The organism is Pseudundibacterium arcticum, from assembly GCF_042646465.1.
GTDB lineage: Bacteria > Pseudomonadota > Gammaproteobacteria > Burkholderiales > Burkholderiaceae_D > Undibacterium_A > Undibacterium_A arcticum.
This window is the reverse complement of sequence record NZ_JBHRTP010000007.1, coordinates 1-12,766: the sequence shown is the minus strand read 5'-3', so window position 1 is coordinate 12,766 and position 12,766 is coordinate 1. Positions and strand designations below refer to the sequence as shown.

Annotated in this window: 17 protein-coding genes and 1 pseudogene; 10 read left to right on the top strand and 8 right to left on the bottom strand. The window is 56.1% G+C overall.

The window, feature by feature from the left end:
- The 4 genes from ACFOFO_RS02605 to ACFOFO_RS02590 are packed head-to-tail and all read left to right on the top strand — an operon-like array spanning window position 1 to window position 2,894.
- Window positions 1-1,155, top strand: coding sequence for a branched-chain amino acid ABC transporter permease (locus ACFOFO_RS02605; RefSeq protein WP_390330777.1), 1,155 nt, complete (start codon window positions 1-3; stop codon window positions 1,153-1,155).
- Window positions 1,152-1,928 carry an ABC transporter ATP-binding protein gene (locus ACFOFO_RS02600; RefSeq protein WP_390330775.1) on the top strand — a complete coding sequence of 259 codons (777 nt, stop codon included), beginning with the start codon at window positions 1,152-1,154 and terminating at the stop codon, window positions 1,926-1,928. The genes ACFOFO_RS02605 and ACFOFO_RS02600 overlap by 4 nt, the downstream gene beginning before the upstream one ends.
- Window positions 1,925-2,644: an ABC transporter ATP-binding protein gene (locus ACFOFO_RS02595; RefSeq protein ID WP_390330773.1), complete on the top strand. Its 720-nt coding sequence runs from the start codon at window positions 1,925-1,927 to the stop codon at window positions 2,642-2,644. The genes ACFOFO_RS02600 and ACFOFO_RS02595 overlap by 4 nt, the downstream gene beginning before the upstream one ends.
- 43 nt (window positions 2,645-2,687) lie before the next feature.
- On the top strand, window positions 2,688-2,894 hold the full coding sequence (locus ACFOFO_RS02590) for a dodecin (RefSeq protein WP_390322623.1): 207 nt from the start codon (window positions 2,688-2,690) through the stop codon (window positions 2,892-2,894).
- Window positions 2,895-3,543: 649 nt separating this feature from the next.
- Here the strand turns inward: ACFOFO_RS02590 and ACFOFO_RS02585 are convergent.
- Window positions 3,544-3,825: a hypothetical protein gene (locus ACFOFO_RS02585; protein ID WP_390322624.1), complete on the bottom strand. Its 282-nt coding sequence runs from the start codon at window positions 3,823-3,825 to the stop codon at window positions 3,544-3,546.
- 90 nt (window positions 3,826-3,915) lie between these two features.
- Entirely contained in the window at window positions 3,916-4,170 is a 255-nt protein-coding gene (locus tag ACFOFO_RS02580; protein WP_390322625.1) for a hypothetical protein, read from the bottom strand.
- Window positions 4,171-4,627: 457 nt separating this feature from the next.
- Here ACFOFO_RS02580 and ACFOFO_RS02575 point away from each other — a divergent pair, with 457 nt between their 5' ends.
- The gene (locus ACFOFO_RS02575) at window positions 4,628-4,783 is read left to right on the top strand and encodes a hypothetical protein (protein WP_390330771.1); all 156 of its coding nucleotides are present in this window, start codon (window positions 4,628-4,630) and stop codon (window positions 4,781-4,783) included.
- A gap of 29 nt (window positions 4,784-4,812) precedes the next feature.
- Here ACFOFO_RS02575 and ACFOFO_RS02570 read toward each other — a convergent pair whose 3' ends face one another.
- The 4 genes from ACFOFO_RS02570 to ACFOFO_RS02555 all read right to left on the bottom strand — a co-directional run bounded on the left by ACFOFO_RS02570 (window position 4,813) and on the right by ACFOFO_RS02555 (window position 7,704).
- Window positions 4,813-5,784 carry a PA2778 family cysteine peptidase gene (locus ACFOFO_RS02570; protein WP_390322627.1) on the bottom strand — a complete coding sequence of 324 codons (972 nt, stop codon included), beginning with the start codon at window positions 5,782-5,784 and terminating at the stop codon, window positions 4,813-4,815.
- A gap of 8 nt (window positions 5,785-5,792) precedes the next feature.
- Window positions 5,793-6,143 carry a PA2779 family protein gene (locus ACFOFO_RS02565; RefSeq protein WP_390322628.1) on the bottom strand — a complete coding sequence of 117 codons (351 nt, stop codon included), beginning with the start codon at window positions 6,141-6,143 and terminating at the stop codon, window positions 5,793-5,795.
- 502 nt (window positions 6,144-6,645) lie between these two features.
- On the bottom strand, window positions 6,646-7,011 hold the full coding sequence (locus tag ACFOFO_RS02560) for a nucleotide pyrophosphohydrolase (RefSeq protein ID WP_390322629.1): 366 nt from the start codon (window positions 7,009-7,011) through the stop codon (window positions 6,646-6,648).
- Window positions 7,012-7,185: 174 nt separating this feature from the next.
- The gene (locus ACFOFO_RS02555) at window positions 7,186-7,704 is read right to left on the bottom strand and encodes a PH domain-containing protein (protein ID WP_390330770.1); all 519 of its coding nucleotides are present in this window, start codon (window positions 7,702-7,704) and stop codon (window positions 7,186-7,188) included.
- A 200-nt stretch (window positions 7,705-7,904) separates the two neighbouring features.
- Between ACFOFO_RS02555 and ACFOFO_RS02550 the strand changes: the two genes are divergently transcribed.
- Window positions 7,905-8,072 carry a hypothetical protein gene (locus tag ACFOFO_RS02550; protein ID WP_390322631.1) on the top strand — a complete coding sequence of 56 codons (168 nt, stop codon included), beginning with the start codon at window positions 7,905-7,907 and terminating at the stop codon, window positions 8,070-8,072.
- Here ACFOFO_RS02550 and ACFOFO_RS02545 read toward each other — a convergent pair.
- The gene (locus ACFOFO_RS02545) at window positions 8,066-8,569 is read right to left on the bottom strand and encodes an HAD domain-containing protein (protein ID WP_390322632.1); all 504 of its coding nucleotides are present in this window, start codon (window positions 8,567-8,569) and stop codon (window positions 8,066-8,068) included. The two genes, ACFOFO_RS02550 and ACFOFO_RS02545, sit on opposite strands and share 7 nt — an antisense overlap.
- Before the next feature lie 53 nt (window positions 8,570-8,622).
- The gene (locus tag ACFOFO_RS02540) at window positions 8,623-9,405 is read right to left on the bottom strand and encodes a FadR/GntR family transcriptional regulator (protein ID WP_390330768.1); all 783 of its coding nucleotides are present in this window, start codon (window positions 9,403-9,405) and stop codon (window positions 8,623-8,625) included.
- A 237-nt stretch (window positions 9,406-9,642) separates the two neighbouring features.
- Between ACFOFO_RS02540 and ACFOFO_RS02535 the strand changes: the two genes are divergently transcribed.
- From ACFOFO_RS02535 to ACFOFO_RS02520, 4 genes and pseudogenes are all read left to right on the top strand, one after another.
- Window positions 9,643-9,789 carry a hypothetical protein gene (locus tag ACFOFO_RS02535; RefSeq protein ID WP_390322634.1) on the top strand — a complete coding sequence of 49 codons (147 nt, stop codon included), beginning with the start codon at window positions 9,643-9,645 and terminating at the stop codon, window positions 9,787-9,789.
- Window positions 9,790-9,885: 96 nt separating this feature from the next.
- Window positions 9,886-11,373 carry an FAD-linked oxidase C-terminal domain-containing protein gene (locus ACFOFO_RS02530; protein WP_390330767.1) on the top strand — a complete coding sequence of 496 codons (1,488 nt, stop codon included), beginning with the start codon at window positions 9,886-9,888 and terminating at the stop codon, window positions 11,371-11,373.
- A gap of 43 nt (window positions 11,374-11,416) precedes the next feature.
- On the top strand, window positions 11,417-12,472 hold the full coding sequence (glcE, locus tag ACFOFO_RS02525) for a glycolate oxidase subunit GlcE (RefSeq protein ID WP_390330766.1): 1,056 nt from the start codon (window positions 11,417-11,419) through the stop codon (window positions 12,470-12,472).
- A 66-nt stretch (window positions 12,473-12,538) separates the two neighbouring features.
- Window positions 12,539-12,715, top strand: a pseudogene (locus tag ACFOFO_RS02520) (4Fe-4S dicluster domain-containing protein); the annotation flags it as partial.
- Window positions 12,716-12,766 lie beyond the last annotated feature (51 nt).

Sequence of the window (12,766 nt, the reverse complement as noted above, 5' to 3'; positions counted from 1 at the left end):
ATGTCTTCCACCAGCAAAAATCTAACCTTGTCCATCGGCGGCGTGCTGCTGACCACGGCCTTTGCGATGCGTGCCATGGCGGCGGACAATCAGTGGCTCTTGCTGGCCTTACTGGTCGGGGCCGGACTGGCCGCATTCGCCGCCACCAGGAGCGGCATCGCCAGCCGGGCCGAGCAAGCCTTCTCCAGCCACCATCACTTGATGCACGGCATCGTGCTGCTGGCCTTCCTTTCTTTTTTGGTGGTATTCCATGAAGAACATTTCGCCTTGCTGATGCTCTCCACGGTGTTGCTGTATGCCATCGTTTGCCTCGGCCTGAATATCCAGATCGGCTATTGCGGCGTGGTGAATTTCGCCGGCGCGGCCTTTTTCGGTATCGGCAGTTACACTGCTGCGGTATTGGTGGCCCATACGCAGTTGCCGCATCTGTTGATCCTGCTGATCGGCGGCATCGCATCGGCAGCGATAGGCGGCTTGCTGCTGTTGCCGGTATTGCGCACGCGCGGCCATTACGCGGCGTTGGTGACGATCGCCTTCGGCATCCTGTTTCGCACCTTCCTGGAAGTCAACGATACGCTGGGCGGGCCGCAAGGCTTGAAAGTGGCCGGGATGAAAATATTCGGCTGGTCGCTGCGTGAAAACATCGAGCTGGGCGACATCACAATTTCGTTCTATGCCAACTATGCAATTTGCGCATTGATCCTGGCCGCGCTGGCCTTCACCATCACCAAACGGCTGGAACGCTCCTGGATCGGCCTTAGCTTCGATGCGGTGCGCATCGATGAAACCGCCGCCGCCGCCTTTGGCATCAACATCCGGCGCTGGAAAATCACTGCCTTCATGCTCGGCAACGGCTTTGCCGGCGTCGCCGGGGCTTTCTTTGCGATGATGACCGGCTTTGTCGCGCCGACCAACTTCACCTTCGGCGATTCGCTGATCCTGATTTCGATCGTGGTGATGGGCGGCATCGGCAATCCCTGGGGCATCCTGCCGGCCGCTGCGCTGGTGGTACTGTTGCCGGAAAAATTGCAAGCGATCCAGGAATACCGCTTTTTACTGTATGCGCTGGCCGTCATCCTGATCCTGCTGTTCCGTCCGGACGGGCTGTTTCCGCGCCGCCTGCGCAGCTATATTCCCGGCTGGAGCAGCAAATGAGCGCCTCTATTTTGCAATGCCGCAACCTGACCATGCGCTTTGGCGGCCTGACCGCGCTGAACGATTTGAGCCTGGATATCCGGCGCGGAGAAATACTCGGTCTGCTGGGACCGAACGGGTCCGGCAAAACCACCTTCTTCAATGTCGTCACCGGCATCTATACCGCCAGTGCCGGCAGCATCGCTTTTGAAGATCGTGAAATCGGCCAACTGCCGGCACAGAAAATCTATCGCGCCGGCATCACCCGCACTTTCCAGCGTTCGCGCCTGTGCCTGCCGCTGACCATTTTCGACAACATCATGATCGGCAATCACCAGCATTTGAATCACGGCTTCTGGTTCAACCTGATCCAGCGCAAAAAGCTGAAACAGCAATTTGAAGAAAACTACGAGCAAACCAGACAACTGGTGACCACCTTCAGCAAGTCACTCGGCAACAAGCTGTTCGACGCGGCCGGCTCGGTCAACATGATCGACCGTCGCCGCATTGAAATCTGCCGCGCGTTGATCAGCCGGCCCAGACTGCTGCTGCTGGATGAACCATCGGCCGGCATGACGCATGAAGAAACCAGGGAATTGATGGATGACATCCTGGCAGTGCGCGAACGCATCGCCGGCCTGACTATCGTGATCATCGAACACGAAATGAATGTGATCGAACGGATCACCGACCGCTGCATCATTTTCAATTACGGCCGCAAACTGTGCGAAGGTACCTACCGTGAAATTGCCGCCAATGCGGAAGTTCAAGAAGCTTACTTGGGGCAGTCATGAGCATTCATCATCGCGGACTACAACTGAACAATATCTATACCGCCTATGACAAGGCGGATGTCTTGACCGATGTCTCGATCCAGGTCGAACCGGGCAAGATCACTTGCATCCTCGGCTCCAACGGCTCGGGCAAGTCGACCCTGATCCGCTCGATCCTGTCGCTGACCGCGCCGCGCAGTGGCAACATCCGGTTCGAGGGACGCGACATCACGCGCCTGCCGACGCATCTGATCAATCAGGCCGGCATCGCCTGCATCCCGGAAGGACGCAAGGTGTTTCCCAAGATGACAGTCGAAGAAAACCTGCAGATCGGTGCCTACCGCGAAAGCCGTGCCGGCGTGATCCGCCAGCGGCTGGATGAAGTGTATGAAATTTTCCCGCGCCTGAAGGAACGCACCAAACAATTGAGCGGCACCATGTCCGGCGGCGAACAAGCCATGCTATCGATCGGGCGCGGCCTGATGGCGGCCCCCAAGCTGCTGTTGATCGATGAACCGTCGCTGGGCCTGTCGCCGCTGTTCGTCAAGGAAACCTTCAGCGTGATCCAGCGCATCAACCAGCTCGGCATCAGCATCTTGCTGGTCGAGCAAAACGTGCACCAGACGCTGGCGGTAGCGCATTACGGTTATGTCTTGATGCAAGGCCGCGTGGTCGCCAGCGGCAGCACCGATGCGCTGCGCAATAGCGAAGAAGTGAAACAGGCGTATTTTGCTTGAGGCGGGTAAAAATTGGTTCTGTCGCGTTAATTGGGAAAACATCATGTCCGCACAGACTTACAAGCTCATCGAACTGGTCGGCGCCTCAACCGAGGGTACCGACCAGGCGATACGCGACGCGATTGCCAAGGCCGCGCTCACGGTCAAGCACATGGATTGGTATGAAGTGGTCGAGTCGCGAGGACATATCGCAGACGGGAAGGTTTCGCACTACCAGGTCACGATCAAGGTAGGCTTCCGGCTGGAGTAGCGCAATCCGGTGCGGTCGGCGCCAGCAGTCTCGCAGTCGGCCCCATCCACGGTTGCTGCCATCGAGCAGCCAATCGGCACCGCCGCCAGCGCCATCGTTGATCCGATGCGCATTATTCAATCAGCGCGGTCGCTGCTGAATGCGGCGCTTCGCGTTTTGCTTCGGACAAGTCGGAATAGATGCGAATGATTTCGGCAAGCCGGTCATCGCTACAGTAGAAATAAGCGGCCGAATTCCCGACGGGCACAGCCTACTGTTCCCGCGCGCACGCAAATAGAGCCGTACAATCGCCGTCGGCACCTATGCTGACATCCTTGGCGACCAGATCGAGTAGCGGCTTGGCCCATCGGACGGATGCTGGCAGGGACGGCAGACCCTGTGCCGATATTGGCGGGGATACAGATCAGCACAAGGCCGCAGCCACGCCATCGACCACGGCCAGGGTGACGATACCGGGCGACGGTCACGCCGGCAGCACCGCAAGGCTATGCAAGTGGATCGATGAGCTGGTTTGCACCACAGCGGCCATTTTTACCCCAAGCAGGGCATGAAGCCCCAAAATCAGCCCGCTCATGATTGAACCGGCTAAACCAAGCCCCCAAGTAGCGCATCGGCCATACCAATGCGTTCCACATCTGGCGGACTTCGATTATGACGAGCTGAGGGAACTTAGAAGGACCGCGTTAATAGCCGAATTGGCCCCCGAATTGTTGATGTTGACTGTCTGGGACTGATTAATCATCTTTTCGATATAGAAGCTGTTGTTGGCCTGGTAGAAGTTGACGACCGGAACGAGGCTAGTGGTGGCAGGAGAGTAAGCGTTAATCCATCCATAGACCGACGGGGCGCCGTCGGCGCCTCTGATGGACGACATCGCTTTGCGGTCCAAGGCGCGGTTTGTGGGGAGGTCATTGATCGTAATTGCACTCATGTTGTATCTCCAAAATTCCCAAGAACGGCAAAGCGGAGAGCCGCACAGCAGAGGATTGGACTATCCCTGTAAGGCGGCTCTCGTGGCCCTTTAAATCTGGGCCACCCCTGCATGCATATTGCCAAGAACATTGGTGAGGCTGGTCAAATTGACGTCGGTATTGGTCACGACCGGCGTAAACACGCCGACTTGCGTGTTCGGGCTGGCAAACCCACCTCTTTGAATAGCGGCCTGGTTGAAGCTGCCGATATTAGTGGCGTTAAAACCGCCGCGTACGGCAGACATTTCACGGCCGTCGAGTTCCTTGTCGAGGGACAGGTCTTGGATCATCAGAGTCGATTTCATGGTAGTTCTCCTAAAGGTTTGGTTGGGCTGGATGAGCATTTCGTTGCGCTCGGTGGACATAAAGCATAGGGCGTGCCAGCCCAAGCCATGCACCGCGCGAATAGACGTAAGTAATTGAAAAATATAAGAATATTTAGATTTCGACCGGACGTTTTTCGATGCTTTTTGAGGTGGTGCAGGTCAAGTGTCTGGAGTTGCCAAACACATTTCATGGCAGCTGTCAGATAGAACCCAACACATTGGCGGCTATCGTAGAAATTTGTAAAAACGTTCGGCCGGCCGCCTAAAACGACCGTAGCGGATCGTCAGGAGATGATTAAAGGATTTATGACCGGAACCAGCATCAGCGCCTTGGCGCGGCGTTAAGGCATATCCCGGTCAAGCGACTTCCCTTCAAGCATAGCCGTTAAGCGCACCGATCATCGCCTACACTACAGTGACAAACAATCAAGGGGGCATGATGAAAAAACTTCTGATCTGTATGCTGCTGGTCGCGTCACCGGCGTTTGCTTTTGATGGCAACAAGCTCAAAGAATACATGCTTGCAAGCGAAGCCAACACCAACGCCAGCGCTTTTACCGATGTTGTCAAGTTCTCCGCCACGGAAATGTGAAGCCGCCGATCCATCCAATAAGCTGCACTCTAGCGTGATAAAGGTGGCGCGGCCCCTCTGCTCAAAATGCCCTCAAGCGTGTCCTTGGATGCAGAAAGAAAAGGCCCACCGAGACTTACCGCCGATTGCGCTGCCTGCAATGCTGCCGGGAGCTTCCCCCGATCCGCGAGGGTCTGCGCCAGGTTGTTGAATGCCGGGGCCGAGTCCGGGTGGTTTTCTGTCGCATTCCGGAATGCGAATTCAGCCTCGGCCAGCTTGCCGGCGGCATAGTAAATGTTGCCCAGCCCCAGTTGGCCGACCAGACTGTTCGGCCAGCGTGCCAAAAGCGTGGAATAGGCGGTGGCGGCGGCTGTTTTTTGTCCGCTTGCGTCCAGCGCATTCGCAGCGGACGTATAGCCGATCTCGGTGGCGGTGGCGGGTATGCGATCCGGGCGGACCGTCACCATCGCCCAATGCCCGCCGAACTGCCAAGTGTGTTCGAAATACCAAAACGGCAATACCTGGCGGGCGTTGGTGCCCGAGCGCAGGATCAGCTTCGACTTGTCCAAGTCATACCCGACCACGACTGCGTAATGCCACAGCGGAGCCCAGCTCACCAACATATTCTGCAGTACGACGACCGGCGTACCCGTCGCGACTTCCCTGAGCACATCGGCAAGCTGAGGCGCGAGAACGTATGCGGCAAGCCCGTTGCGGCGCGTGGCTGCAAGCATTTCGATCTGCAGGCTGCCTTTGCGTGCAGGCAGATAAACCTGATCGGTCAATGTATCCGGGGAGATCGCCACGCCGACACTGTTGAGGGCCGTGGCAAGTGCGGCCGGTCCGCATTGGTATTCTTCCTGCGGGAAGAAGGGGACTTCCGTAAGCTCTATACGCACCGGCAAGTCGGTTGGACGATTGGTTTCCAGCAGGCGCGTTTGTGGCGCAATTGCGCAGCCACCAAGCGTCAGCGCCAAAAAAAGAATGCCCGCCAGGAGGCGGGCCGATATTCCGAGCCGCATGCAGCGCATTACTTGTACGCGTAATACAGAACCGCCGCGACAATGAGGACGCCTGCCGCAATAGCCCAGCCGTTGCCGCCGGCGGGCAAGGTGTCGAGTTGGCCGGCGATGGTTCTGACTTCTTCGTCAGTCATGGCAGCGACACGGTCTTTCGCCGTCCCCGGCTTCGCCCCCAGTGTCTCCAACTGCTGCTGGACATTCGCGCGGCTGATGAAGTTCAACACCTTTTCACGGTCGCCTTGTACCTGTGTCGCGCTGATCAACTGGTCGGTTCCCACGATACCGGCGTGTACCGGATGAAAGCTCAGCAGCATGCTCGCAATCAAAACGCGACTGATTATTCTGAAAAAACGATTCATGTTTGCGCTCCTTCGAGGTTTGGTTGTGTGAGAGCATTTATTGGTGCCGTTACCAACAAATACGGCCGTGCAGACAGATGCGAATTGCATTACTCCTAGCGGTGATAGCTGGAATAAAACAGTGCATTTTTTGTTTATAGTTCGCACACCTCGAAGTGTCAAGGCGCGGTTTCCGTGTGCGGGTGATCCGGCCGGTCGGCAATTGATATTAGCCCCGCGACCTTGTCGCACATAGCCCTACGAAAAACACGGCCGCCCTCTGTCAGCAGCCAACTTTCGGCTTGTCCGACCGGTTAGAGCGCTGCGTGTGGCGCAATGAATCGAAAGTTGGAATTCGTAGCTGCTAGTTACCTGCGTCGACTTTGCTGGAATAATTAGCCGATCTCATTTCTCAAGAAGGCTTTTGCGAAAGTATCTCGCAAGCCTGCCGCTCCTGACCCCTGAGGAGCTCGATGCTGCAGCCTTTATGCGATTCTCGGTGAAAATAATGTTCCAAATCAACTCAGTACTCCGAGTATTTACGTGAGTCACCCCGGACCTTTTCAGCAGGGTATTTGATTCGATTAAGCGCCATTTTTTCGAGCACCGCAGCGTTGAGATTTATGTCTAGCTTATCGGCTAGGCGAATTAAGTAGACCAACACGTCCGCCATCTCATGCCGAATTTGCTCAATTTTCGTCGCATTAAGCTCCTCACTGGAGCCGGTTTTTAGCCATTGGAAGTGCTCGAGAAGCTCTGCCGCTTCAACACAAAGCGCTGAGGATAGATTTTTTGGGGTATGAAATTGGTCCCAGTCACGTTCAGCAACGAAAGTTCGAATTTCATCACGAAGTTTCAGCAGATCATTGTCTGTCGGACATTCATCCATGGTAGTGCTCCAACTTGAATTTTTCTATATCGTCTAGGCACCCCGAGCGATGGACCATCCGAGGGCTGTTCGAGCAAAGCACCGTAAAGTCCTTTAATGGATCCATTGCGATTTTGGTGCCCTTAAGAGAGGTGGCCCTGTAAATATTCCGGCTTGATGTCCTGCTCAGTCATATTACGGCTGAATTATCGAAGTAATGCGCCGCCTTGTTCTCTCACGTAAGGAACATTCACGAAGCGTATCAGCCAGTGATTCAAGGTTCTGGATGCCGTAGATTGACACGGTCTGGAAATCGGTATCAGATGACCGAAGTCGTAGAACGCAGTATCCCGCCAGTCGCATTCCCAGCGGCTTATGTAGATCGAAATGTTCGATAGTGAATAGCTCAACACTATCCTTGGCTTTGGACAAAACTCCGCGTTCTATCTTGATTCTTTGGGTGGTGATTTGATAGGTGATCCCAATACTAGTGAACCAATAGAACAGGTACGCAATACCCAAGGTGAGAACGATTGGTATCCACTGCCACACACTATGGATGATCGCCGGATGGCCTGAATACAGAGGCTTTTCAATTTCGGCCTCCTGACCTGCTTTGAAGGCCAATAAATCAGTATTACAAAAGCGGCACTTGATTGCTGACTGCTTGATCGTCTCCCCGCATACGGGACAATCCTTTATATCATTACTCATCTCTCTCCCTCGCGTTGTTCAATTTCGTCCAAGATTGCAGCGCATCAGTTAGTAGCCGACATGTAAATGGGCAGTGGACTATTCGCCGCAATTCTACTTCGACCACACTCTGCGATCACGAAGAAGGATACATGCTCAAACAGCAGATCGCTCCAAAAAATTTCGTTTGTATTCGGCTATGCAATCCGACGATCCCTTCAATGAAGTCAAGAACATCTTCACTGAAAAATTCTCTCGCATTGCTGAACCGGCCTTGCTATTGCAAGCGCGGCGCCAGCGTCGGCAGCTTGTTGCGGCGCTACGCCATATCCCGCGCCACCGTGCTGGCCGTCGTCGTGGCCAAGGTCAGCAGACGAAAATCCTACTGAGAATGGTGATTTAATTTTTGCCGAAGCTTTTCTTCGACGGCTGGAGTTAAGCCGGTGTCGCCATCACACAAGATCAAGTTGGGCAAAAACGGCCTGAATAAGTAAGCGCGGTCATCCAGGACCAGCCATGGTTCCCGGGCGCGACCAAAATGGCGGATCCATGCCTCAATCTCGATCTGCCGGAAATAGCCTGGCCCGATAATCTGCGCCAATTCCGGAAATTCCCGGGAGTCGGGCGGCGTGACGCCGATAATTCTCTGAGCGATGTCGGTCGCGAAAAAAGCTCGCAAATCGTCTAGTGTCCTGGCTACCCGCCAAGAACTGCTCACCACGATCTCCACGGCCGGGAAGTCGCGCATCAGGGCCTCAAATGCTGGCAATCTCGAAAACCGTTCGCCTTCGTCACAAGGATCCGGATGTAGCACGCCGTCAAAATCCAGGAAAAGGATCATTATGGTTCCCGCGGCATCGGCGCCATCATTCTTGGTCGTCTTCACTTACCGCTTGACGAATTGCTGGGCTTGACTGTATGTCCCATCAAGTCATGCCACTAAACTTCAGATTTGGCGAGGCTTCGCGCCACCTCGCCCCCCTCGCTGTTCCAAAATCCGTCGTCGGCGGCCTTAATGCGCACTGCAGCATTTTCCATGTGCCGCCATGCGGCAGTGCGTGCGGCGGATGCATCCTTGCGTGCGATTGCGTCCGCGATCGCACCATGCTCGGCCTGCAATTGCCCGTTGAAATCCTTCTGTTGCGCCTCATGGATACGGACCACCCTAATGGCTGCCTGGAGAAACTGGCTCAGAAATTGAAGCAGCGATGTGTATAGAGGATTGCCAGTAGCCTCTGAAATCGCCTTATGAAAAGCCAAATCTTCGTCCACCCCATCACGGCCAGCGAGGACTGCCTGATCAATATCGCGCAAGGCCTGCTTGATCTGCGTATTTTGTGCGTCCGTGCGGCGTTCGGCAGCCAGCGCCGCCATTTCAGCTTCCAGCCCTCGGCGTAGTTCGAGCACGCGCAGCACCGCTTGCATCGAATCTTTCACATCGACGTCGATCCGGAATGGCGCGCTAATGCTGGGTTCCACTACGATGGTGCCGCTGCCTTGCCGCGTTTCAACCAAGCCCTCCGATTTGAGGCGAGATACCGCTTCGCGGATCACGGTGCGGCTCACAGCGAAGCGCTCTGCCATTACCAGTTCGGACGGAAGGCGCGAGTTGACCGCAAACTCGCCACTTTTGATCTTCTGCAACAGCACCTCGGTGACGCGGTCGGCTAGCGTGCCGGCCGCAGCGATTGGCTCCGTTTGGAAGTGCGTGACGTCAACCATATGTGCCTCTGTTTTTAATTTGCCAACCATCAGTTTAAAAAGTTGTTGGATGTATTGACATCATACAGCTTCCTTCCTATACTTCAAAAAACTAGTTGTATGATGTATTATTGTTATACAACTTTAAACGCGGTTTGCGGGCGAAATCCGTCACGCCAAACAAAGCTTTATCCAGTCTTGCCATAGAGAAAAAATCCGAGTGCAAGCGGAATCCAACCATTCTGTAGGAGACAAATCATGTGGTCGCACGTGTATGACCCGTTCAACAATGCGGTGCTATCGACGCTGGCGGCGGCAATTGCTGTCGTTGTGATGCTAGCGGCGCTCGCTTTCTCCCAGCTCAAGACGCGCCAGTTTGCTGGTGCAGTAGTTGCATTTCATTGAGAGCGCATCGCTGCAGGCAATCACTGTCCATGGCCGATTGGTGCCGAAGACCCCGGCCGGCCAACCAACCATGAAATGCGACAAGAGGAACCCATCATGAATGTCCTGTCTGATCCGGCCTTGATACTGCCGCGGCAACGCAAGGTGGTTTCTGCCTTGCGCGCTTTGCTGCCGGCATACGCGGTATTGTTCAATGAGGAAGATACCCGTCCGTACGAATGCGATGGCCTGGCGGCATACCGTCAACTGCCGATGGTGGTTGCGCTGCCAGAAAACGAGGCGCAAGTCGTGGCGATTCTCAATACCTGCCGCGATCTGAAAGTGCCTATCGTGCCGCGCGGCGCCGGCACCGGTTTGTCGGGCGGCGCGATGCCGATTGCCGATGGCGTGGTGCTGTCGACCGCCAAATTGAACAAAATCGTCAAGCTCGACACTTTCGCGCGGACCGCCGTGGTGCAACCCGGTGTGCGCAATTTGGCGATTTCCGATGCCGCCGCGCCGCACAACCTGTATTACGCGCCTGATCCCTCATCGCAGATCGCCTGCACCATCGGCGGCAATGTCGCCGAAAACTCCGGCGGCGTGCATTGCCTGAAATACGGCCTGACCGTGCACAACGTGCTGCGGGTGCGGATGGTGACGATCGACGGCAACATCGTCGAACTCGGCAGCGAAGCGCTGGATGCGCCGGGGCTGGATTTGCTGGCGGTGTTCATCGGCTCTGAAGGCATGCTTGGCATCGTCACCGAAGTCACCGTCAAGTTGATCCCAAAGCCGCAAGCCGCGCGCGTCATCTTGGCGTCGTTCGACGATGTGGTCAAAGGCGGCAATGCGGTCGCCAACGTCATCGCCGCCGGCATCATTCCGGCTGGGCTGGAGATGATGGACCAGACCTCTTCGCGCATGGTCGAGCCGTTTGTCAAAGCGGGCTACGACATCGATGCTGCGGCGATTTTGTTATGCGAATCGGATGGCACAGCCGAAGAAGTGGAAGAAGAAATCGGCCGCATGAGCGAGGTACTCAACGGCAGTGGTGCGACCCGCATTGAGGTGTCGCAATCGGAAGCAGAACGGCTGCGGTTCTGGTCCGGACGCAAGAACGCGTTCCCGGCGGCCGGCCGCATCTCGCCCGACTATTACTGCATGGACGGCACGATTCCGCGTAAACATTTGGCGCGCGTGCTGCTCGGCATCGCCGACATGGAAATCAAGTACGGCTTGCGCTGCGCCAATGTATTCCATGCCGGAGACGGCAACCTGCACCCGCTGATCCTGTTCGACGCCAACGTCCCGGGCGAATTCGATCGCGCCGAACTGTTCGGCGCCGACATCCTGGAGTTGTGCGTCGAAGTCGGCGGCACCATCACCGGCGAGCATGGCGTCGGCATCGAGAAAATCAATTCGATGTGTGTGCAGTTTTCGGCGCAGGAGCGCGAGGCGTTTTTTGGCGTCAAGCGCGCGTTCGACACTGCCTTCCTGCTCAATCCAGACAAGGCGATTCCGACGCTGCACCGCTGCGCCGAATACGGAAAAATGCATGTGCAACGCGGGCAAATGAAATTTCCCGAGTTGCCGAGATTCTAAAAGCAAATTTACTGAAGCCAACAGAATTACTTGAAGCGAGACTATGGACGTACAAAAATTCAGGGATCAGATTCTCACAGCAAGTAGCGCTCGCAGCGCACTGCACATTCGCGGCGGCGGCACGAAAGACTGGTACGGCGAACCATCACGCGGCGAGTTACTCGACACGCGCACGCATCGCGGGATCATCGACTACGAGCCCACCGAACTGGTGATCACCGCGCGCTGTGGGACGCCATTGGCGGAGGTTGAAGCCGCGCTGGCAGATCGCCATCAGGCGCTGGCATTTGAACCGCCCCATTTCGGCGCCGACGCGACCTTGGGCGGAATGGTTGCCAGCGGCTTGTCCGGTCCTTCGCGTCTGGCCGTGGGTGCCGTGCGCGACTTTATGTTGGGCGCGGTACTGATGGATGGCAAGGGCGATGTCCTGCACTTTGGCGGGCAAGTCATGAAGAACGTCGCCGGTTACGACGTCTCGCGTTTGCTGACCGGCTCACTCGGCACACTAGGGCTGATACTCGAAGTCTCCTTGAAAGTGCTGCCGCAGCCAATCGCGGTTAGCAGCCGGCGCTTTGCAGTCGCCGAGACGGAAGCGATCCGCTGGTTGAACGAATGGGGCGGTCAGCCTTTGCCGATTTCTGCCAGTTGCTGGTGCGATGGCGTGTTGTCTATCCGGCTGTCGGGTGCGCAAGCGGCGGTCAGTGCTGCGGAGAAGAAGATGGGCGGCGACGCGGTGCCGGCTGCCGACGCGTTCTGGCATGGCGTGCGTGAACAGACCCACGCATTTTTTACTACAGCATCATCGATATGGCGTTTGTCAGTGCCATCGGTGACGCCGCCATTAGGTTTGCCGGGTAGCACGCTAATCGAATGGGGAGGGGCGCAACGCTGGCTGGTCACCGATGCCGATCCCGCGGCAATACGCGCGGCCGTCAGTGCCGTCGGCGGTCACGCGACCTTGTATCGGGGTGGGGATAAAAATAATGTCGGTGTATTCCAGCCTTTAGCGCCCGCAGTCGCGCAAATTCATCACAACCTGAAAGCCTCATTTGATCCGGCGGGGATTTTTAATCCGGGGCGGATGTATCCGGATTTGTAGGACGGATGAGCGTGGGCCTTACTCGCAATTGAGCGCACTTGAGCGGTCACTGAATCACAGGATTATATGCAAACCAATTTAGCAGCATTCATTAAAGACACCCGCGAAGGGCAGGAAGCCGAGGCGATTTTACGCGCCTGTGTGCACTGCGGATTTTGTACCGCAACCTGTCCCACGTATCAATTGCTGGGCGATGAGCTGGATGGCCCGCGCGGACGGATTTATCTGATCAAGCAGGTGCTAGTGTAGTGTTGCATTCTTGATGCTTCGTATTGAAATTCCGCACTTGAAAGG